Source organism: Pseudomonas sp. FBCC-B1667 (assembly GCF_059133255.1).
On the sequence record NZ_CP101437.1, the window covers coordinates 658,450 to 679,759 of the forward strand.

20 protein-coding genes are annotated in these 21,310 nt (G+C 59.9%); 14 read left to right on the forward strand and 6 right to left on the reverse strand.

The genetic code is table 11. The features are described from left to right. Positions 1-27: 27 nt before the first annotated feature. Positions 28-612 carry a transporter substrate-binding domain-containing protein gene (locus NL116_RS02845; protein WP_494375930.1) on the reverse strand — a complete coding sequence of 195 codons (585 nt, stop codon included), beginning with the start codon at positions 610-612 and terminating at the stop codon, positions 28-30. Between the two features lie 135 nt (positions 613-747). On the opposite strand from NL116_RS02845, the gene NL116_RS02850 reads away from it, so the two are divergent. After that, a complete protein-coding gene (locus NL116_RS02850) occupies positions 748-1,173 on the forward strand; it encodes a DUF4399 domain-containing protein (RefSeq protein WP_494375931.1) in 426 nt (141 codons plus the stop codon). Positions 1,174-1,248: 75 nt separating this feature from the next. On the opposite strand, the gene serA is transcribed toward NL116_RS02850, so the two are convergent. Continuing rightward, a complete protein-coding gene (gene serA / locus NL116_RS02855) occupies positions 1,249-2,478 on the reverse strand; it encodes a phosphoglycerate dehydrogenase (protein ID WP_027926502.1) in 1,230 nt (409 codons plus the stop codon). Between the two features lie 204 nt (positions 2,479-2,682). Between serA and NL116_RS02860 the strand changes: the two genes are divergently transcribed. From NL116_RS02860 to NL116_RS02875, 4 genes are all read left to right on the forward strand, one after another. Continuing rightward, positions 2,683-4,077 carry an FAD-binding oxidoreductase gene (locus NL116_RS02860; protein ID WP_494377994.1) on the forward strand — a complete coding sequence of 465 codons (1,395 nt, stop codon included), beginning with the start codon at positions 2,683-2,685 and terminating at the stop codon, positions 4,075-4,077. 36 nt (positions 4,078-4,113) lie between these two features. Then, entirely contained in the window at positions 4,114-4,779 is a 666-nt protein-coding gene (locus NL116_RS02865; protein ID WP_494375932.1) for a fumarylacetoacetate hydrolase family protein, read from the forward strand. 269 nt (positions 4,780-5,048) lie between these two features. Then, the gene (locus tag NL116_RS02870) at positions 5,049-5,975 is read left to right on the forward strand and encodes an SdiA-regulated domain-containing protein (protein ID WP_494375933.1); all 927 of its coding nucleotides are present in this window, start codon (positions 5,049-5,051) and stop codon (positions 5,973-5,975) included. Between the two features lie 103 nt (positions 5,976-6,078). Next, positions 6,079-6,996 (forward strand): SdiA-regulated domain-containing protein, encoded by a 918-nt coding sequence (locus tag NL116_RS02875; RefSeq protein ID WP_494375934.1) that lies wholly within the window; start codon positions 6,079-6,081, stop codon positions 6,994-6,996. 83 nt (positions 6,997-7,079) lie between these two features. Here NL116_RS02875 and rpiA read toward each other — a convergent pair whose 3' ends face one another. Continuing rightward, complete coding sequence (rpiA, locus tag NL116_RS02880) at positions 7,080-7,754, reverse strand: ribose-5-phosphate isomerase RpiA (RefSeq protein WP_494375935.1); 675 nt, start codon at positions 7,752-7,754, stop codon at positions 7,080-7,082. A 332-nt stretch (positions 7,755-8,086) separates the two neighbouring features. Here rpiA and ilvA point away from each other — a divergent pair, with 332 nt between their 5' ends. Both ilvA and NL116_RS02890 read left to right on the forward strand, forming a co-directional pair. Beyond that, positions 8,087-9,601, forward strand: coding sequence for a threonine ammonia-lyase, biosynthetic (ilvA, locus tag NL116_RS02885; RefSeq protein ID WP_494375936.1), 1,515 nt, complete (start codon positions 8,087-8,089; stop codon positions 9,599-9,601). A gap of 39 nt (positions 9,602-9,640) precedes the next feature. After that, positions 9,641-10,066, forward strand: coding sequence for a DUF2269 domain-containing protein (locus tag NL116_RS02890; RefSeq protein WP_494375937.1), 426 nt, complete (start codon positions 9,641-9,643; stop codon positions 10,064-10,066). Between the two features lie 111 nt (positions 10,067-10,177). On the opposite strand, the gene NL116_RS02895 is transcribed toward NL116_RS02890, so the two are convergent. Next, positions 10,178-10,834, reverse strand: coding sequence for a histidinol-phosphatase (locus tag NL116_RS02895; RefSeq protein WP_494375938.1), 657 nt, complete (start codon positions 10,832-10,834; stop codon positions 10,178-10,180). Positions 10,835-10,978: 144 nt separating this feature from the next. On the opposite strand from NL116_RS02895, the gene NL116_RS02900 reads away from it, so the two are divergent. Beyond that, complete coding sequence (locus NL116_RS02900; protein WP_007945562.1) at positions 10,979-11,458, forward strand: RNA pyrophosphohydrolase; 480 nt, start codon at positions 10,979-10,981, stop codon at positions 11,456-11,458. Positions 11,459-11,480: 22 nt separating this feature from the next. Next, positions 11,481-13,760 carry a phosphoenolpyruvate--protein phosphotransferase gene (gene ptsP / locus NL116_RS02905; RefSeq protein WP_494375939.1) on the forward strand — a complete coding sequence of 760 codons (2,280 nt, stop codon included), beginning with the start codon at positions 11,481-11,483 and terminating at the stop codon, positions 13,758-13,760. A gap of 121 nt (positions 13,761-13,881) precedes the next feature. On the opposite strand, the gene NL116_RS02910 is transcribed toward ptsP, so the two are convergent. Continuing rightward, a complete protein-coding gene (locus NL116_RS02910) occupies positions 13,882-14,628 on the reverse strand; it encodes an NRDE family protein (RefSeq protein ID WP_494375940.1) in 747 nt (248 codons plus the stop codon). Between the two features lie 124 nt (positions 14,629-14,752). On the opposite strand from NL116_RS02910, the gene NL116_RS02915 reads away from it, so the two are divergent. From NL116_RS02915 to NL116_RS02925, 3 genes are all read left to right on the forward strand, one after another. Further along, a complete protein-coding gene (locus NL116_RS02915) occupies positions 14,753-15,535 on the forward strand; it encodes a sulfite exporter TauE/SafE family protein (RefSeq protein ID WP_494375941.1) in 783 nt (260 codons plus the stop codon). A gap of 80 nt (positions 15,536-15,615) precedes the next feature. Beyond that, positions 15,616-16,428, forward strand: coding sequence for a prolipoprotein diacylglyceryl transferase (gene lgt / locus NL116_RS02920; protein ID WP_494375942.1), 813 nt, complete (start codon positions 15,616-15,618; stop codon positions 16,426-16,428). A 50-nt stretch (positions 16,429-16,478) separates the two neighbouring features. After that, the gene (locus NL116_RS02925; RefSeq protein WP_494375943.1) at positions 16,479-17,450 is read left to right on the forward strand and encodes a thymidylate synthase; all 972 of its coding nucleotides are present in this window, start codon (positions 16,479-16,481) and stop codon (positions 17,448-17,450) included. A 121-nt stretch (positions 17,451-17,571) separates the two neighbouring features. Here the strand turns inward: NL116_RS02925 and cadR are convergent, their stop codons facing one another. Next, positions 17,572-18,021 carry a Cd(II)/Pb(II)-responsive transcriptional regulator gene (cadR, locus tag NL116_RS02930; RefSeq protein ID WP_494375944.1) on the reverse strand — a complete coding sequence of 150 codons (450 nt, stop codon included), beginning with the start codon at positions 18,019-18,021 and terminating at the stop codon, positions 17,572-17,574. Positions 18,022-18,107: 86 nt separating this feature from the next. On the opposite strand from cadR, the gene NL116_RS02935 reads away from it, so the two are divergent. Together NL116_RS02935 and NL116_RS02940 are read left to right on the forward strand one after the other, a co-directional pair. After that, positions 18,108-20,369 carry a heavy metal translocating P-type ATPase gene (locus tag NL116_RS02935; RefSeq protein WP_494375945.1) on the forward strand — a complete coding sequence of 754 codons (2,262 nt, stop codon included), beginning with the start codon at positions 18,108-18,110 and terminating at the stop codon, positions 20,367-20,369. A gap of 16 nt (positions 20,370-20,385) precedes the next feature. Further along, positions 20,386-21,249, forward strand: a complete 864-nt coding sequence (locus NL116_RS02940) for a LysR family transcriptional regulator (RefSeq protein WP_494375946.1) — start codon at positions 20,386-20,388, stop codon at positions 21,247-21,249. Positions 21,250-21,310 lie beyond the last annotated feature (61 nt).

The following is a 21,310-nucleotide window of genomic DNA, read 5'->3' on the forward strand; positions in this document are numbered from 1 at the left end:
CCCAGGGGTTATTCGTACATCCTGAAATCAGGGTTTTGGCGCCGCGCCCGCATCTGCCCCAAACCACTTCTTCTCCAGCGCCGCCATCCGGCCATCGTCCTTGATCCGCTGCAACGCGTTTTCCAGGCTGGCATGAAACGCCGGGTTGCCCTTCTGAAACGGAATCGCCAGACCCACCGGCGGATTGGCCTTGGGTTTCTCTTCGGCAAACGACTGCACCAGCAACATCGAGCGCGGCTCTTCTTTCTGCGCGACTAATTGCGCCTTGGTTTGAAGGTAAGGCTCGCTGAAATCGAAACGATCCTTCAGATCCGGGGTCATTGCTATGTGGTTGATGGCGACGTCGTACTTGCCGCTTTCTACGCCGGTCAACAGATCGCCCGAGTCGGTCACGACGAAGTCGGGGCGGACATCGAGTTCGTTGGCCAGCAGTTGGCCCAGTTCGACTTCAAAGCCGGCGAGTTTGCCTTCATCCTTGAAATTGAAGGGCGGGGTATTAGCCTCAAGAGCAATGCGCAGTTCGCCACGGTCGTTGATGTCGTCAATCAGTTCGGCATGAGCCAAAGGGCTCAAAAGGGGTATCAGGCAGATCAGGCCAGGCCAAAAGCGCATGGTCACTCCTTTGAATTCATTATCGCGATGCTCTGGTTCAGGCTCGCTTTGCTATGGTTGTCGAGTGCCTTCGACAACGATTGACCATGAAGTTGTCATGGTCACGCGGATTTTACGAAAAAACTGGAGAAGAGAATGAAAACGTTTATGTCTCGTGCGGCTATGGCTGGCCTGCTGATGGGTGCTTCGGTGCTGGCCAGTGCTGCCACGCCGGCGCCTAAAGGTGCCGAAGTGTCCATCGTCTCTCCTGAAGACGGTGGGACTGTCCCGCAAACTTTCAAGGTTAAATTCGCTGTCGAGAACGTATCGCTGGCCCCGGCGGGTGATGAGACCAAAAATACGGGCCACCACCACTTGCTGATCGATGCCAAGGAGGTCATTCCTGCGGGTTCGGTTATTCCGGCAGACGCCAATCATGTGCATTTCGGCAAGGCGCAGACCGAAACCGAGCTCACGCTGACTCCCGGCAAGCACACCTTGCAACTGGAGCTGGGTGACAAAGCCCACATGGCTTTCGATCCACCGATCGTGTCGAAAAAAATCACGGTCAACGTCAAGTGACCTGCTCGGAATAAAGAACCGCGCCCATGAAAAAGGAGCCCCTGAGGGCTCCTTTTTTTGTCGCTCAAGTCGAAATCAGAACAACACGCGGCAACGAATGGTGCCGTTGATGTGCTGCAGTTTCTCCTGGGCGATTTCCGAGTAGTCGGCGTCGACGTCGATCACGACGTAACCGACTTTCTCGTTGGTCTGCAGGAACTGACCCGAGATGTTGATGCCGTTTTCGGCGAACACCTTGTTGATCTCGCTCATCACACCCGGAATGTTCTCGTGGATGTGCAGCAGACGGTGCTTGCCAGGGTGAGCCGGCAGGGCCACTTCCGGGAAGTTCACCGACGATACGGATGTACCGTTGTCGCTGTACTTGACCAGTTTTTCTGCCACTTCCAGACCGATGTTGGCTTGCGCTTCAGCGGTGGAACCACCGATGTGCGGGGTCAGGATCACGTTGTCCAGGCCGCGCAGCGGGCTTTCGAACTCTTCGTCGTTGGAGCGTGGCTCCACCGGGAACACGTCGATGGCCGCGCCGATCAGGTGCTTGTCCTTGATCGCGTCCGCCAGGGCGTCCAGTTCGACCACGGTGCCGCGAGCGGCGTTGATCAGGATGCCGCCCTTCTTGATCGCGCGGATTTCCTTCTCGCCGATCATCCACTGGGTCGCCGCGGTTTCCGGAACGTGCAGGGTAACGATGTCGGACATGCCCAGCAGCTCGTGCAGGTTGCCGACCTGGGTGGCGTTACCCAGTGGCAGCTTGGTCACGGTGTCGTAGAAGTACACTTGCATGCCGAGGCCTTCAGCCAGGACCGACAGTTGAGTACCGATCGAACCGTAACCGACGATGCCCAGCTTCTTGCCGCGAATCTCGAAGGAGTTGGCCGCGCTCTTGATCCAGCCGCCACGGTGGCAGGAAGCGTTCTTCTCAGGGATGCCGCGCAGCAGCAGGATCGCTTCGGCCAGCACCAGCTCCGCGACGGAGCGGGTGTTGGAGTACGGTGCGTTGAACACCGCAATCCCGCGCTCGCGCGCTGCGTTCAGGTCAACCTGGTTGGTGCCGATGCAGAAACAGCCGACCGCGACCAGCTTCTTCGCGTGATCGAAGATTTCTTCGGTCAGTTGAGTGCGGGAGCGAATGCCGATGAAGTGCGCATCAGCGATCTTTTCCTTCAGCTGGGCTTCCGGCAGAGAACCGGTGAGGTACTCGATGCTGGTGTAGCCCGCCGACTTGAGAACGTCGACAGCCGATTGGTGGACGCCTTCGAGAAGAAGGAACTTGATCTTGCTCTTATCGAGAGAAGTCTTGCTCATCTGCGTAAACCTGTATCCCGGAGAAAAATGGCAGGAAATAGCCAGCAGACGCTGACCCGGACGGCAAGAAAGCCGTCACCGCAGAATGGCCGTTGGGCACTATGCTGCGGGGTCGGTATGCTAGCATATGCACCCCGCTAAACACTCATTCCTGCGACGTGAAGCGTTCTCAGGATGACCATGAATTGTTCGAGAGTTCTGTCGATGACCAATCCTGCGCTGATTGATGAGCTGAAGACCCTGGTTGAGCCTGGCAAGGTGCTGACCGACGCCGACTCCCTGAATGCTTACGGTAAGGATTGGACCAAGCATTTCGCCCCGGCCCCGACCGCCATCGTGTTTCCCAAGACCACCGAACAGGTGCAAGCCATTGTCCGTTGGGCCAATGAGCGCAAGGTGGCACTGGTGCCGTCCGGTGGACGTACCGGGCTTTCCGCTGCAGCGGTGGCAGCCAATGGCGAAGTGGTTGTGTCGTTCGACTACATGAACCAGATTCTCGAGGTGAACCTCACCGACCGCACGGCCGTTTGTCAGCCAGGCGTCGTGACCGAGCACTTGCAGAACGTCGCTGAAGAAAAAGGCCTGTACTACCCGGTGGACTTCGCTTCGGCAGGTTCCAGCCAGATTGGCGGCAACATCGGCACCAATGCCGGCGGGATCAAGGTCATTCGCTACGGCATGACCCGTAACTGGGTTGCCGGCATGAAAGTCGTGACCGGTAAGGGCGACCTGCTGGAACTGAACCGCGACCTGATCAAGAACGCCACCGGCTACGACCTGCGTCAACTGTTCATCGGCGCCGAAGGCACCCTCGGTTTTGTCGTCGAAGCGACCATGCGTCTCGACCGTGCGCCGAAAAACCTCACCGCGATGGTTCTCGGCACCGCCGATTTCGACTCGATCATGCCGGTGCTGCACGCGTTCCAGAGCAAACTTGACCTGACCGCCTTCGAATTCTTCTCCGACAAGGCCCTCGCCAAGGTCATGGCGCGCGGCGACGTGCCGGCGGCGTTTGAAACCGATTGCCCGTTCTACGCATTGCTGGAATTCGAAGCGACCACCGAAGAAGTGGCCAACCACGCACTGGAAACCTTCGAACACTGCGTCGAGCAGGGCTGGGTGCTGGACGGCGTGATGAGCCAGAGCGAAACCCAACTGCAGAACCTCTGGAAATTGCGCGAATACATCTCCGAAACCATCTCCCACTGGACGCCGTACAAGAACGACATTTCGGTCACCGTGTCGAAAGTCCCGGCGTTCCTCAAGGAAATTGACGCCATCGTCGGCGAACACTACCCGGACTTCGAAATCGTCTGGTTCGGCCACATCGGCGACGGCAACTTGCACTTGAACATCCTCAAGCCGGAAAACCTGAGCAAGGACGAGTTCTTCGCCAAGTGCGCGACGGTGAATAAGTGGGTGTTTGAAACCGTCGAGAAGTACAACGGTTCGATCTCCGCCGAGCACGGCGTGGGCATGACCAAGCGTGATTACTTGACCTACAGCCGCTCGCCGGTTGAGATCGAGTACATGAAAGCGGTCAAAGCGGTGTTCGACCCGAACGGCATCATGAACCCGGGCAAGATCTTCGCTGTTTGATTTTCGAACGTTAAGAGCACGAATCAGGAGTCGGTAATGAGCTATCAGCACCAGTATGTCGACGGTACGCGTATTCATTTCCCGCTGGGGAAAGTGGTGTGCATCGGCCGCAACTACGCCGAACACGCCAAGGAACTGGATAACCCGGTGCCCACCGAGCCGCTGCTGTTCATCAAACCGGGCAGTTGCGTGGTGCCGCTGGAAGGCGGTTTCACCATTCCGACCGAGCGCGGTTCGGTGCACTACGAAGCCGAAATTGCCGTGTTGATCGGCAAGCCGTTGTCGACCAAACCGAGCCGCGAGGAAGTGCTGGACGCTATCTCCGGTTTCGCCCCGGCGCTGGACCTGACATTGCGCGACAAGCAGGCCGAGCTGAAATCCAAGGGCCTGCCGTGGGAAATCGCCAAGTCGTTCGACGGCGCGGCAGTTGTCGCGCCGTTCGTGTCCGGCAGCACCTTTGCTGATCTGACCGACATCGGCATCCGCCTGACCATCAACGGCGAAATCCGCCAGGATGGCAACAGCAGCGCGATGCTCAATCCGATCGTGCCAATGATCCAGCACATGGCCGGTTGCTTCTCGCTGCAGGCCGGTGATGTGATCCTGACCGGTACGCCAGTGGGCGTTGGCCCGCTGAATGTCGGGGACGAGATCGTTCTGGAGTTGCCTGGCGCAAGTCGCTTCACCAGCAGCGTGCGTTAACCCCCGACACCGCAAAAACCCTGTGGGAGCGGGCTTGCTCGCGAAGAGGCCATAACATTCAACATTCAAGTTGTCTGTTATAGCGCCATTGCGAGCAAGCTCGCTCCCGCATTGGTTTTTTGTGGACTCAAGCCCCGCGGCAGGCAGGGCAATCCCGCCATTTCCCGTTTTTTTCACATTTCGTCTGGATAATTCCGGGGCTTGCGGCGTCTGAGCCGACCTCAATTGTGCTATTACCCCTAGCCTGAATTTCTGGAACGCATCCCTCCATGGCCACCCCACCGCTGTCCTCTCTCAATACAACCCGTCGGTCGCGCTTCGCGATGCGTTGGTATGTCTGGCTGTTGCTGGTGGCGGTCATCGCGTACGGCGTCGCGTTTGCGATGCATTGGGACAATCGCGGCATCCTCTGGGTGAAAGAGCAATTCAAGAGTCCGGCCGAGCGTCAGGCCAGTATCTGGCTTCCGGACTACCGGGCAGTGATCGATGCCAAAGCGTTGCCGGGCATGGAAAAGGACGAAGCCTCGGATCTCGCCTACGACCCTCAGACCAAAACCCTGTTCTCGGTCATGGGCAAGAACCCGTTTCTGGTCGAGCTGAATTTGCAGGGCGATGTGCTGCGCAAAATGCCGCTGGTGGGCTGGAGCAACCCGGAAGGTGTCACCGTGCTGGGCAACGGCCTGCTGGCGATTGTCGATGAGCGCGAGCACCTGATCACCGTCGTCAAGGTCGATGCCGACACCCGTGAATTGAACATCGCCGACTTTACGAAGTACGACCTTGGGCCTTCGAAAGACCAGAACAAGGCCTTTGAAGGGGTTACCTGGGATTCGCAAAACCAGCAGTTGCTGCTGGGCGAAGAGCGTCCGCCGGCCTTGTTTGCCTGGAAAGGTGACGGCCGGGTCCTGACCGGTGACAAGCTGAAGCTGGCCAGCCATGCGCTGGACATGCGCAACCTGTCTGCTTTGGCCATCGACCCGCGCACGGGCCACATGCTGGTGCTGTCCGCCGACTCGCACTTGTTGATGGAACTGGACAAAAAGGGTGAGCAAGTCAGCTTCATCGCCCTGTTGGGCGGTTTCAATGGTCTGAAAAATACCATTCCCCGGGCCGAAGGCGTGACCATGGACGAGGCGGGCAACATGTACATGGTCAGTGAACCCAACCTGTTCTACCGCTTCGAAAAGCAGAAATAGTCGCTACACACTCGTGGTTGTGGTCGCAAGCCACCGGCCATTAAGCTTGAATTCATACGGGCGTGATATTTCATCCGCCCGTTTTGTTTTCGAGCTCGCCTGAATGCGTCGACTTGCCCGTCCCAAACCCCTCGTTTTGATCCTGTCAGTGATTGCACTGATCGCGCTGGTTGCGGTCGGCCAATACATGCGCCTGTTCGAGCGTGCCTGGTTCAACCTGCATAAGCTTTGGCAGCCGCAGAGCAGCGTATCTATTGGCCTGGATCAATATCGGGTCGACATCGAGGCGCGGGTTATCGACGGGCTGGACGATAACGTCTCGGCGTTGACGTTCGATCCGGTGCGCAAAAGCCTGTTCACGGTCACCAACAAAAATTCCGAGCTGATCGAGCTGTCGCTTGAGGGCAAGATCCTGCGGCGGGTGGCCTTGATTGGTTTCGGTGATCCGGAAGCGGTGGAGTTCATCAGCGCCGACACCTACGTGATCACCGATGAGAGCCAGCAACGACTGATCAAGATTCGCCTGGAGCCGGACACGACGTTCCTTGACGGGGCGGACGCCGAGCAGATGGTTCTCGGTGTGCACATGGGCAGTAACAAGGGGTTTGAAGGGCTGGCTTACGATTCGGTGGGCAAACGGTTGTTCGTCGCCAAGGAGCGCGACCCGATGCTGATCTACGAAGTGCAGGGCTTCCCGCATTACAACCCGGAGAAATCCTACGCCGTGCACGTGGTGAACAACCCCAGGCGCGATGCCGGGATGTTTGTGCGAGACCTGTCGAGCCTGCAATACGACGAACGCAGCGGCCATTTGCTGGCGCTGTCCGACGAGTCGCGGCTGATTATTGAACTGGATGTGGACGGTCGACCGCTGAGTACCCTGTCACTGAGCAAGGGTCGCCAGGGCCTGCAAAAAACCGTGCCGCAAGCGGAGGGCATCGCCATGGACGACGACGGCACGATGTACCTCGTCAGCGAACCGAACCTGTTCTACGTCTTCAAAAAACCCGCACAACCCTAAGAGCACCCCAGTCATGCGCAGATTGTGTGTTCGCTACAAACCACTGGGGGAGCGAGCCTGTCCGCTCCCACAGGTGTTGAGGCTTACTCGGCGCGCAGGGTTTTCACGCCTTCGTGGGTGCCCAGCAACAGCAGGTCCGCCGGACGCGCCGCGAACAAACCATTGGTGACCACGCCGACAATCGCGTTGATTTGGCGTTCCAGTTCAACCGGGTTGGTGATCTGCATGTTGAACACGTCGAGGATGATGTTGCCGTTGTCGGTCAACACGCCTTCGCGGTAAACCGGGTCGCCGCCCAGTTTGACCAGCTCGCGGGCCACGTGGCTGCGGGCCATCGGGATCACTTCGACCGGCAGCGGGAACGCGCCGAGGACCGGCACCAGTTTGCTGGCGTCGGCGATGCAGATGAAGGTCTTGGCCACGGCCGCGACAATCTTCTCGCGGGTCAGGGCTGCGCCGCCGCCCTTGATCAGGTTCAGGTGCTCGTCGCTTTCATCGGCGCCGTCGACGTAGAACTCCAGGTCGCTCACAGTGTTCAGCTCATACACCGGAATGCCGTGGCCTTTGAGGCGGGCTGCGGTGGCTTCGGAGCTGGCGACCGCGCCGTCGAACGCGCCTTTGTGCTTGGCCAGGGCATCGATGAAGCAGTTGGCAGTGGAGCCGGTGCCGACCCCGACAATGCTCTTGTCGTCGAGTTTCGGGAGGATGAAGTCGACGGCGGCCTGAGCCACTGCCTGTTTGAGTTGATCCTGGGTCATGCGGGCTCCGAGGTGCCGAAGGAGGAAACTAAAGGCCGGCATTATAGGCTTCGAGGCGGGGAAGGTCATTGCCCGATTGGCAGAAGTACACAACCCTTTGTGGCGAGGGGGCTTGCCCCCGTTGGCGCGCGAAGCGCTCCCCAGCATTCCTTCAAGCAGACCGCATCAGTCAATTTTACGACTGCTTCGCAGCCGAACGGGGGCGAGCCCCCTCGCCACAATGGATCTTCATCGCCTGCGGAGGGCTAAAACCACCTGTTTAGTGTGGTCGCCCGGCCGAAAGCCGGGTTAGACTCCTTGGCCCTGCCCAACCCGCTCAGTGATGCTTTCCGATGCTCGAACAGTACGTCAAAAAGATCCTCACCTCGCGCGTTTATGACGTTGCCGTAGAAACCCCATTGCAGACTGCCCGCCAGCTCTCCGAGCGGCTGGGCAACAGTGTCTGGCTCAAGCGTGAAGACCTGCAGCCCGTGTTCTCGTTCAAGATTCGCGGCGCTTACAACAAGCTGACTCAGCTGAGCGATGAAGAGCGTGCTCGCGGCGTGGTCACGGCTTCGGCGGGCAACCATGCGCAAGGCCTGGCCCTGGCGGCGAAGGTGTTGGGCGTCAAAGCCACCATCGTCATGCCCAAGACCACCCCGGAAATCAAAGTCGAAGGCGTGCGTTCGCGCGGCGGCAAAGTGGTGCTGCACGGGGATTCGTTCCCGGAAGCCCTGGCCTACTCGCTGAAACTGGTCGACGAAAAAGGCTACGTCTACATCCACCCGTACGACGATCCCCACACCATCGCCGGGCAGGGCACCGTGGCGATGGAGATTCTGCGCCAGCACCCTGGCCGTCTCGATGCGATCTTCGTGCCGGTCGGTGGCGGCGGCCTGATCGCCGGCATCGCGGCGTACGTGAAATACCTGCGCCCGGAAATCAAAATCATCGGCGTCGAGCCGGACGATTCAAATTGCCTGCAAGCTGCGATGGCGGCTGGCGAGCGCGTGGTCTTGCCGACCGTGGGCATCTTCGCCGATGGCGTGGCGGTGGCGCAGATCGGCCAGCACACGTTTGATATCTGCAAAGATTATGTCGATGACGTGATCACGGTCAGTACCGACGAGATCTGCGCGGCGATCAAGGATATCTACGACGATACCCGCTCGATCACTGAACCGGCGGGCGCACTGGGCGTGGCCGGGATCAAGAAATACGTCGAGCAGAACGGCTTCACCGGCCATACCTTTGTGGCCATCGACTCCGGCGCCAACGTCAACTTCGACCGTTTGCGCCATGTCGCCGAACGCGCCGAACTGGGCGAGGGCCGTGAAGCGATCATCGCCGTGACCATTCCCGAGAAACCGGGCAGTTTCAAGGCGTTCTGCGAAGCCATCGGCAAGCGCCAGATCACCGAATTCAACTACCGCTACAACACCGGCAGCGAAGCGCACATCTTTGTAGGCGTGCAGACGCACCCGGAAACCGACCCGCGCAGTGCGCTGCTGGCGAGCCTGACCGAGCAGGGCTTCCCGGTGTTGGACTTGACCGACAACGAACTGGCGAAACTGCACATCCGCCACATGGTCGGCGGTCGTGCGGCGCATGTAGTCGATGAAGTGATCCTGCGCTTCGAATTCCCGGAGCGTCCCGGCGCGCTGTTCAACTTCCTCAACAAGCTGGGCGGGCGCTGGAACATCTCGATGTTCCACTACCGCAACCACGGTGCGGCGGACGGTCGAGTGGTTGCGGGCCTGCAAGTGCCTCATGACGAGCGTCATCTGGTGCCGGCCGCGCTGGAAGAAATCGGTTACCCGTACTGGGACGAAAGCGATAACCCGGCCTACAAGCTGTTTCTGGGCTGAGCGGCTACGCTGATGGGCAGGTCATAAGGAAATCGGACAATGGAAACGTTAACGGCCCTGAAAGTGGCGCACATGGTTGCAACGGTGGTGTTGCTGATCAGCGCGCTGGGCCTGGGGATCTGGGTTTTTATCGCGCGACGCAAAGGTGACGCGACCGCCGCCAGCCGTACCCTGCAACGGCCACGGGTGTTCATCTGGCTGTTGATGGGGTTGGCACTGTTGAGCATGCCGTTCACCGGCTGGGGGATGGTGCATCTGGTGGGCTGGCCGTTGGGGCAGACGTGGTTGTTGGCGTCGAGTGTGCTTTACACCGTTGCGGCGTTGGCGTGGTTTTGGTTGTTGGTGCGGCTTAACAACCTGCGCAAGACGCCGGGAGGGGTGGGGAGGTTTACCTTTGCCTTGGCGTTGTTCAGTTTTGTCTGCTTTATCGCCATTGCGGGGTTGATGGGGGCCAAGCCTGTTTAAGGCTTGAGACCGGGTTGACCCCTTCGCGAGCAAGCCCGCTCCCACAGTTAACCGAGTGCCCTCAGAGAAATACGGTTAAAGGTGGGAGCGGGCTTGCTCGCGACGGCGATATCAGCCGCGCAACGAAATCACCGGCCAGCCACGCTTCTCGGCCTCGGCACGCAAATTCGGATCCGGATCCACCGCCACCGGATTCGCCACCTGCTCCAGCAACGCCAAATCATTCATCGAGTCGCTATAGAAATAGCTGTCCTCCAAGGAATACCCGGTCTCTTCCAGCCACCTGTTCAAACGCGTCACCTTGCCCTCACGGAAGCATGGAACGTCGGTGCTGCGCCCGGTATAGCGGCCATCGAGCATTTCGCATTCAGTGGCGATCAGGGTTTCGACGCCAAGGCGCGCGGCAATCGGCCCGGTCACAAAACGATTGGTCGCGGTGATGATTACCAGTTTGTCGCCGGCATCGCGATGCTTGGCCAACAAGTCGATGGCTTGCGGCAGCACGATCGGCTCGATGCAATCGCGCATGTAATCGAGGTGCCATTGATCCAGCGTGGCCATCTCGGTGCGTCCGAGGACTTCCAGGCAGAAGTTCAGGTAAGCGTCGTTATCCAGCTTGCCGGCCAGGTAATCCTGATAGAACTCGTCGTTGCGTGCCTTGTAGGCGACGGCGTCGAGAAAGCCGCGCTCACACAGGTAATCGCCCCAGGCGTGGTCACTGTCGCCGCCCAGAAGTGTGTTGTCCAAGTCGAATAAAGCCAGACGCATTGCAGTTACTCGCTGAAAAGTCTGTAGAAAAGGTGCTCAGAATACGGACTTTTCACAAGAGTGCACATAAGGTCGGTCGGCGCGTTGCTGCTTTCACAACCTTTGTGGAACAATGCGGCGACATGCGTTTGCGAGGTTGTTGCCGTGATCGACCCCGATGGTTTCCGCCCCAATGTCGGGATCATTCTCACGAATGATGCCGGACAGGTGCTATGGGCTCGCCGTATCAATCAAGATGCCTGGCAGTTTCCTCAGGGCGGTATCAACCCCCAGGAGACGCCGGAAGACGCCTTGTACCGCGAGTTGAACGAAGAAGTGGGTCTGGAGCGCGAAGATGTTGAAATTCTCGCCTGCACCCGGGGCTGGTTGCGCTATCGTTTGCCGCAACGTCTGGTCCGTACCCACAGCCAACCGCTGTGCATCGGCCAGAAACAGAAATGGTTTCTCCTGCGCCTGATCTCCAACGAGCAGCGGGTGCGGATGGATTTGACCGGTAAACCGGAATTCGATGGCTGGCGCTGGGTCAGCTATTGGTATCCGTTAGGCCAGGTGGTGACATTCAAGCGCGAGGTGTATCGACGCGCTCTCAAAGAGCTTGCCCCGCGCCTTTTAACGCGCGACTGACGACGGAGTTCGACCCCGAGCCATGCTCAATACGCTGCGCAAGATCGTCCAGGAAGTTAACTCCGCCAAGGATCTCAAGGCGGCGTTGGGCATTATTGTATTGCGCGTCAAAGAGGCCATGGGCAGCCAGGTCTGCTCGGTCTACCTGCTTGACCCCGAGAGCAACCGCTTCGTACTGATGGCCACCGAGGGCTTGAACAAGCGCTCGATCGGCAAAGTCAGCATGGCACCCAACGAAGGTCTGGTCGGCCTGGTCGGCACGCGTGAAGAACCGCTGAACCTCGAAAACGCGGCGGATCACCCGCGCTATCGCTACTTCGCCGAGACCGGTGAAGAGCGCTACGCCTCCTTCCTCGGGGCGCCGATCATTCACCACCGCCGCGTCGTCGGCGTGTTGGTCATCCAGCAAAAAGAACGCCGCCAGTTCGATGAAGGTGAAGAAGCCTTCCTCGTGACCATGAGCGCGCAGCTTGCCGGTGTAATTGCTCACGCCGAAGCTACCGGTTCGATCCGCGGCCTGGGCCGTCAGGGCAAGGGCATCCAGGAGGCCAAGTTTGTCGGCGTGCCGGGTTCGCCGGGTGCGGCGGTCGGTACGGCGGTGGTCATGTTGCCACCGGCCGATCTGGACGTGGTGCCGGACAAGACCATCCTCGACATCGACGCCGAACTGGCGTTGTTCAAGACCGCCATCGAAGGCGTGCGCGCCGACATGCGCGCGTTGTCGGCCAAATTGGCCTCGCAGCTGCGTCCCGAAGAACGGGCCTTGTTCGACGTCTATTTGATGATGCTCGACGATGCCGCATTGGGCAACGAAGTCACCACCGTGATCAGGACCGGCCAGTGGGCCCAGGGTGCGTTGCGCCAAGTGGTCACTGAGCACGTCAACCGTTTCGAATTGATGGACGACGCCTACCTGCGTGAGCGCGCCTCCGACGTCAAGGACCTCGGCCGGCGCCTGCTCGCCTACTTGCAGGAAGAGCGTCAGCAGAACCTGGTCTACCCGGAAAAAACCATTCTGGTCAGCGAAGAGCTGACACCGGCGATGCTCGGCGAGGTGCCCGAGGGCACGCTGGTCGGTCTGGTCTCGGTACTCGGCTCGGGTAACTCCCACGTCGCGATCCTCGCCCGGGCGATGGGCATCCCGACGGTGATGGGGCTGGTCGACCTGCCGTACGCCAAGGTCGACGGCATCGAATTGATCGTCGATGGCACCCGTGGCGAGGTCTATACCAACCCAAGCGAAGTGTTGCGCAAGCAATTCGCCGAAGTGGTGGAAGAAGAAAAACAACTGGCGCTCGGTCTCGACACCCTGCGCGACTTGCCATGCGTGACCCTCGATGGCCACCGCATGCCGTTGTGGGTCAACACCGGCCTGCTGGCGGACGTGGCGCGGGCGCAGAAGCGTGGCGCGGAAGGCGTGGGTCTGTACCGCACCGAAGTGCCGTTCATGATCAACCAGAGATTTCCGAGCGAAAAGGAGCAACTGGCGATCTACCGCGAGCAGCTCGCCGCGTTTCATCCGCAACCGGTCACCATGCGCAGCCTGGACATCGGCGGCGACAAGGCGTTGTCGTACTTCCCGATCAAGGAAGACAACCCGTTCCTCGGCTGGCGCGGGATTCGCGTCACGCTTGATCACCCGGAAATCTTCCTGGTGCAGACTCGCGCCATGCTCAAGGCCAGCGAAGGCTTGAACAACCTGCGGATCCTGCTGCCGATGATCTCCGGCACCCACGAACTCGAAGAAGCCCTGCACCTGATTCACCGGGCCTGGGGCGAAGTCCGCGACGAAGGCACCGACGTGCCGATGCCGCCGATCGGCGTGATGATCGAGATTCCGGCAGCGGTGTATCAGACCAAGGAATTGGCGCGGCAAGTGGACTTCCTGTCGGTCGGCTCCAACGACCTGACCCAGTACCTGCTGGCGGTGGATCGCAACAACCCGCGGGTGGCCGACCTTTACGACTACCTTCACCCGGCGGTGCTTCAGGCGTTGCAGAACGTGGTGCGTGATGCCCATGCCGAAGGCAAGCCGGTGAGCATTTGCGGTGAGATGGCCGGTGACCCGGCTGCGGCGGTGCTGTTGATGGCGATGGGCTTCGACAGCCTGTCGATGAACGCCACCAACCTGCCGAAAGTGAAGTGGATGCTGCGTCAGATCAACCTGAGCAAGGCCAAGGATTTGCTCGCGGAACTGATGACCATCGACAACCCGCAAGTTATCCACAGCTCGCTGCAACTGGCGCTGAAGAACCTTGGTTTGGCGAAGATGATCAATCCGGCTTCGGTCAAGACCCTCTAAACCTATTGCGGACCCTTCGCGAGTAAGCCCGCTCCCACATTCGATCGCATTCTTCTATGAGAACTCGGTTAGATGTGGGAGCGGGCTTGCTCGCGAAGAGGCCAGTCAAGACAACACACAACTAAAGCCTGATCTCCACTTCCCCCAGATGCCCCCCATACGGCCCGAAACTTCTTTCGACCATATGCCGCGTCCCATCCGCCTGAACAATCAACGCCGTACTCGCCCGCGTCCCATAACTCTGGCTGGCAATGAACACACTCGACAACAACGTCTCGGTCGCCAACCCGACCCCGGTATCCGGCAGTTCGGTAAACGGCGCCGTCTGCGAATCCCCCAATAACGCCAGCAACGCCTGCGGTTGCGGGTCTGCCAACACTTCTTCCAGCGCCGCCCGGGCCTTGAGCAATTTCGGCCATGGCGTATCGAGCCCTGCGTTCGACAATCCGTAGACACCCGGGGGCAGCATCACCGCCTCAGACTCCCGTGCATTGAAGTGCCACAGCTCGTTGGCGTTGCCGATCAGCAGATTAAACCCGGCATATTCGATGGAACGTCGGACAACATCGCTCAAATAGTCATCAATCGAGCGGTCACCCAGCAAAAAACCCGCCACCAGTTCACCGCGGGATTTACGCGATGGTGGCTGATGTGGATCACGAATATTGGTCAGTGCCGCAAAGCGCCCATTGGCGCCGATACCCAGCCAGGTGCCACCGGCTTCGAGGTCACGGCCGGCGTAAATGTTGGGCGCTTCGGGCCATTGCGCCAGCGGCAGGCTCGGGCGGGCATAGAATTCGTCGCGGTTGGCCGCCACGATCAGCGGCTGGGCATGGTCAGGCCGCCAGGCGAAGACAATCAGGCACATAAGGTGGTCCTTGTGTGTTTTTTGCTCACTCTACGCAGTCCTCGTCCATCGTTCCATCGCCTCGCGCAGTGGAGCGTTGCCCCCTCGATCCGTTACCATGCCCCACTTCTTCGGGGATGCATCCATGGAATTTCTGCTTTACCTGGCGCTCGGCGCCTGCGCAGGCGTGCTGGCCGGGCTGTTCGGGGTCGGTGGCGGGATCATCATCGTCCCCGTGTTGGTCTTCAGTTTCACCTTGCAGGGCTTTGACGCATCGATCCTGACCCATCTGGCGGTCGGCACATCCCTGGCGACGATTATCTTTACCTCGGTCAACGCCGTACGCGAACACCATCGCCGTGGCGCGGTGCGTTGGCCGATTTTCGTCTGGATGACCGTCGGCATTCTGATGGGCGCCGGTGTCGGCGCGCTGACCGCCGAAGCGATCTCCGGTCCGAACTTGCAGAAGATCATCGGCGTGTTCGCCTTGGTCATCGCCGCGCAGCTGGCACTGGACGTCAAACCCAAGGCCAGCCGAACGGTGCCGGGCAAACTCGGTCTGACCCTGGCCGGCAGTGTGATTGGCTGGGCCTCGGCGATTTTCGGGATTGGTGGCGGCTCATTGACCGTGCCGTTCCTGACCTGGCGCAGTGTGCCGATGCAGCAAGCCGTGGCCACCTCGTCGGCCTGCGGTCTGCCGATCGCCTTGGCCAGTGCATTAAGTTTCATGATTCTGGGCTGGCACGATCCGTTGCTGCCGGCCCATAGTCTCGGTTTTATCTATTTGCCGGCGCTGCTGGGGATTGCCCTGACCAGCATGGTATTCGCCCGTATCGGCGCGCGACTGGCCCACAGGCTGTCGCCGAAGTTGCTGAAAAGACTGTTTGCCGCTTTGCTGTTCTGCGTTGGCCTGAGCTTTCTGCTCTGACACGTTTCGCAATCCTGGCTTAATCCTGAGGTGGCAGCGTCGCCCGGGAATTTTGGTTTCAACTCTAACAAGGAGTCGCAATGCTGCCTTACCCGCAGATCGACCCGGTGGCCCTGGCCATCGGTCCGCTGAAAATCCACTGGTACGGCTTGATGTACCTGATCGGCATTGGCGGCGCCTGGCTGCTGGCCTCTCGCCGGATGAACCGGTTGGACCCGACCTGGACCAAGGAGAAACTCTCCGACATGGTCTTCTGGATGTCGATGGGCGTCATTGTCGGCGGCCGTCTGGGTTATGTGCTGTTTTACGATCTGCACGCCTACCTGGCCAACCCGACGCTGATTTTCGAAGTGTGGAAGGGCGGCATGTCGTTCCACGGCGGTTTCATCGGCGTGATGCTCGCGGCATTGTGGTTCGGCAAAAAGAACAACAAGACGTTCTTCCAGCTGATGGACTTCGTTGCGCCAATGGTGCCGATCGGCTTGGGCGCCGGGCGCATCGGTAACTTCATCAATGCCGAGCTGTGGGGCAAACCGACCGACGTGCCATGGGCAATGATCTTCCCGCCGTTCAGCGATCCGTCGCAGTTGCCGCGTCACCCGTCGCAGTTGTATCAGTTCGCGCTGGAAGGCGTCGCGCTGTTCCTGATCTTGTGGCTGTTCTCGCGCAAGCCGCGGCCGACCATGGCGGTATCCGGGATGTTCGCACTGTTTTACGGCATCTTCCGATTCATCGTCGAATTCGTCCGCGTACCGGACGCGCAACTGGGCTATCTGGCCTGGAACTGGCTGACCATGGGCCAAGTGCTCTGCGTGCCGATGATCGTCGGCGGTCTGTTCCTGATCTGGCTGGCGTATCACCGCGCCCCGGCGACCCCAGCGGCAGCCGTATAAATTCGAATCCCGGGGGCGACGGCCTCCGGGTTCAAGGACACAGGTAACTCATGAAGCAATATCTCGAACTGGTCGCCCACGTCATCAAGAACGGCACCAAGCAAGCCAACCGCACGGGCGTGAACACCATCAGCTTTCCGGGCGCGATGCTGCGATACGACCTGCAAGAAGGGTTCCCGGCGATCACCACCCGCAAAATGGCCTTCAAATCCGCCATCGGCGAAATGTGCGGTTTCCTGCGTGGCGTGAACAACGCCGCTGAATTCCGCGCATTGGGTTGCAAGGTCTGGGATCAGAACGCCAACGAAAACGCGCAATGGCTGGCCAACCCGTTCCGCCAGGGCGAAGACGACCTCGGTGAGATCTACGGCGTGCAATGGCGCAAATGGCCGGCGTACAAGCAAATCCCGGTCAACAACAACGCTGCGATTGAGCAGACCTTGAACCAAGGCTATCGCCAGATTGCGGAAGGTGAAGAAGACGGTCAGGCCTACGTGGTGATGTACAAGGCAATCGACCAGATTCGTCAGTGCGTCGACACCATCATCAAGGACCCGGGCAGCCGCCGCATTTTGTTCCACGGCTGGAACGTCGCCCAGCTCGATGAAATGGCCTTGCCGCCGTGCCACCTGCTGTACCAGTTCCACCCGAATGTCGAAACCAAGGAAATTTCCCTGACCCTCTACATTCGCTCCAACGACCTGGGCCTGGGCACGCCGTTCAACCTCACCGAGGGCGCCGCGCTGCTGAGCCTGATCGGCCGCCTGACCGGATATACGCCGCGCTGGTTCACCTATTTCATTGGTGACGCGCACGTCTACGAAAACCACTTGGACATGCTGAATGAACAGCTCAAGCGCGAGCCGTTCCCCATGCCGAAACTGGTAATCAGTGACCGTGTGCCTGAGTTTGCCAAGACTGGCGTCTATCAGCCGGAGTGGCTGGAGCTGATCGAACCGGGCGATTTCTCGCTGGAAGGCTACCAACACCACGCGCCAATGACCGCGCCAATGGCGGTCTAAGCCTTAACACATAACCCTGTGGGAGCGGGCTTGCCCGCGAAAGCGGTTTGTCAGTCACATCAACGTTGGATGTGCCGCCGTCATCGCGGGCAAGCCCGCTCCCACAGGTTTTAGGGTGGCTTTAATGCCCGTGGCTTCTCCCGACATGGGAATGCTCCACTTCTGTCGCCACAACCCCGCCACTCACTTCCAACCGCTGCAAAATCGCGCACTGATCAATCTCCGGCCCTTCGCCACAGCGTTGGCGCAGGTCGAGCAACTGTGTCTGCAACGCCAATAACCCATCGATCCGCGCCTTGACGTGGTGGATGTGCTCATCGATCAACGCATTCACGCTTTCACACTGGTCCTGCGGGCTGTCGCGCAAGGCCAGCAGGCTGCGGATCTCTTCAAGGGTCATGTCGAGGGTGCGGCAGTTGCGGATGAAGGTCAGGCGTTCGGCGTGGGCCTGGGTGTAGACGCGGTAGTTGCCGTCGCTGCGGGCCGGTTCGGGCAGCAGGTTTTCGCGCTCGTAATAACGGATGGTTTCCACGGCGCAATCGGTCAGTTTGGCCAGTTCTCCGATCTTCATGACGGCGATCTCCAAAATGGGTGCTTGACCCTATAGTGGCTACAGGGTCTTTACTTGGCAACAGGCACCTTTATGGACGCGACCCGATGAGCGATTCCCGACACACCCACACACACGAGGCTGGGCACGATCACAGCCACAAGTTGCAGCCTGTTCAGAAGCATGAGCATGGCGGGCACGGCGATTCCTGCTGTTCCGCCAAAGTGGCGGCGCCATCGCTGATCAAGTTGAGCGAAACGCCGACCGACGGCGCGCGGCTGAGCAGCTTCCGCATCGACGCGATGGACTGCCCGACCGAGCAATCGCTGATCCAGAACAAACTCAGCAAGCTTGCGGGTGTGCAACAACTGGAATTCAACCTGATCAACCGGGTGTTGGGCGTGACCCATGACTTGCCGAATACCGCGCCGATCATCGAGGCGATCAAGTCGCTGGGCATGGTTGCCGAGCCGCTGGAGCAGGGAGTCGAAGCGCCGGCTCCAGCGCCTGAGAAAAAACCGTGGTGGCCATTGGCATTGTCCGGGATGGGCGCGCTGGCCGCCGAAGTGATCCACTTCACCAATGCCGCACCCAATTGGGTGGTGGCGATTATCGCGCTGGTCTCGATTTTCAGCGGCGGCCTGACCACGTACAAAAAGGGCTGGATCGCCCTGAAGAACCTCAACCTGAACATCAACGCGTTGATGAGCATCGCCGTGACCGGTGCGATCCTGATCGGGCAGTGGCCGGAAGCGGCGATGGTGATGTTTCTGTTCACCGTGGCCGAGTTGATCGAAGCAAAATCCCTGGACCGTGCGCGCAACGCCATCAGCGGCTTGATGCAAATGACCCCGGAACAGGCCACGGTGCAGTTGGCCGACGGCAGCTGGGTCGAGCAGGACGTCAAAACCATCGAGCTCGGGGCGCAGGTGCGGGTACGTCCGGGTGAGCGGATTGGCCTGGACGGTGAAGTGGTCTCGGGCAGCTCGACCATCGATCAGGCGCCGATCACGGGCGAAAGCCTGCCGGTGGAGAAGACCGTCGGCGACAAAGTGTTTGCCGGCACTATCAATCAGGCGGGTTCTCTTGAATATTCCGTGACCGCAGCGGCCAACAACTCGACCTTGGCGCGGATCATCCACGCCGTCGAACAGGCTCAGGGCGCACGGGCGCCGACCCAGCGTTTCGTCGACCAATTTTCCAAAATCTACACGCCGACGGTCTTCATCCTGGCCCTCGCGGTCGCGGTCATTCCACCGCTGTTCATGGGCGCAGTCTGGTTTGACTGGATCTACCGCGCGCTGGTGTTGCTGGTGGTCGCGTGCCCGTGTGCACTGGTGATTTCAACCCCGGTGACCATCGTCAGCGGCCTCGCGGCAGCGGCGCGAAAAGGCATCCTGGTCAAGGGCGGCGTCTACCTGGAGGGCGGGTACAAGCTCGATTACCTGGCCCTGGACAAGACCGGCACGATCACCCACGGCAAACCGGTACAGACCGACTACCTGTCGCTCGATCCGACGGCTGACGAATCCGCCCCGGCGATTGCCGCCGCGCTGGCCGGTCGTTCGGATCACCCGGTGTCGCTGGCCATCGCCAACGCCGCTGTGGATAAACAGTTCGCGTCGCGCGTTGTGGATAACTTCGAAGCGCTGGCGGGTCGCGGTGTACGCGGTGAAATCGACGGTCAGACCTACCACCTGGGCAACCATCGTCTGGTGGAAGAGCTGAACCTTTGCTCGCCCGAGCTGGAAGACAAGCTGTTTGCGCTGGAAAAACAGGGCAAGTCCGTCGTGCTGCTGCTCGACAATTCGGGCCCGTTGGCGCTGTTCGCCGTGGCCGACACGGTCAAGGAATCCAGCCGCGAAGCGATCCAGCAACTGCATGAGTTGGGGATCAAAACCCTGATGCTGACCGGTGACAACGTTCACACCGCGCAAGCGATTGCCGCGCAGGTCGGCATCGACGAGGCCAAGGGCGACCTGTTGCCGACCGACAAGCTGCAAGCCATCGAAGCCCTTTATGCACAGGGCCATCACGTTGGCATGGTCGGCGACGGCATCAATGACGCGCCGGCACTGGCCCGGGCCGAGATCGGTTTTGCCATGGCCGCAGCCGGCACCGACACCGCCATCGAAACCGCCGATGTCGCCTTGATGGACGACGATCTGCGCAAGATTCCGGCGTTCATTCGTTTGTCGCGCCAGACCTCCAGCATCCTCAAACAGAACATCGCCCTCGCGTTGGTCATCAAAGCGGTCTTTCTTGGGGTAACCTTCGCCGGGATCGCTACCATGTGGATGGCGGTGTTCGCGGACATGGGCGTTAGCCTGTTGGTGGTGTTCAACGGTTTGCGCCTGTTGCGCAAATAAACGATGAGGAGCGGGTGTGCTGAGTGCCGAGCTGAAGGCGTTTTACATGGTGGCCCGGTTGGGCAGCATTACCCTGGCGGCGAAAAAGCTAGGCCTGAGCCAGCCCACGGTGACGACGCAGATCCGCCATCTGGAAAGCCAGTACTCGGTTGAACTGTTCTACCGGGGCGGTCGTCGCCTCAGCATCAGCGAAGAGGGCGCGCGGCTGTTGCCGATGGTCAAGGCGCTGTTGCAGCAAGAAGCCGACATCGAGTTTTTCCTGCGCAACACTGGCCTGGTCCAAGGCACGTTGCGCATCGCGGCCACGGCGCCGTATTACATTCTTGATCTGGTGAAGACCTTCCGCGAGCGCTTGCCGCAAGTGGACGTGTCGGTGGAAATCGGCAATTCCCAGCAAGTGCTCGAAGCACTGGAGGATTACCGGGTGGATGTCGCGGCGTCATCGCAATTGCTCGACGATGCGCGGTTGATCCGGCGGGTGCTGGGCAGCGATCCGCTGGTGTTGGCGGTGCATCGCAATCATCCGCTGGCGGTTCATGATCATGTACCGCTCGGTGCATTGGCCGGGCATACGTTGTTGATGCGTGAATCGGGCTCGACCACTCGGCGCTTGACCGAAGAATTGCTGGCGAGCGCCGGGGTGAGTTTCGGGCCGTTGCTGGAAATTGGCAGCCGCGAATCGATCCGCGAGGCGGTGCTGCGCAACATTGGCATCAGCATCATTGCCCGGCAGGAAGTGCCGCATGATCCGCAACTGCGGGTGCTGACTATCGAAAATGCACCGCAGATTCCCGAATACCTGTATTGCCTCAAGGAACGCAAAGGCGCGCGGCTGCCGGCGGCGTTTCTCGGGTTGGCGCAGGAAATGGCCCCGGCCTGATGATCGTCCGACGCAGCGCGTGGGAACGATCGACGGTGAACCAAAATCCCTGAATACCACT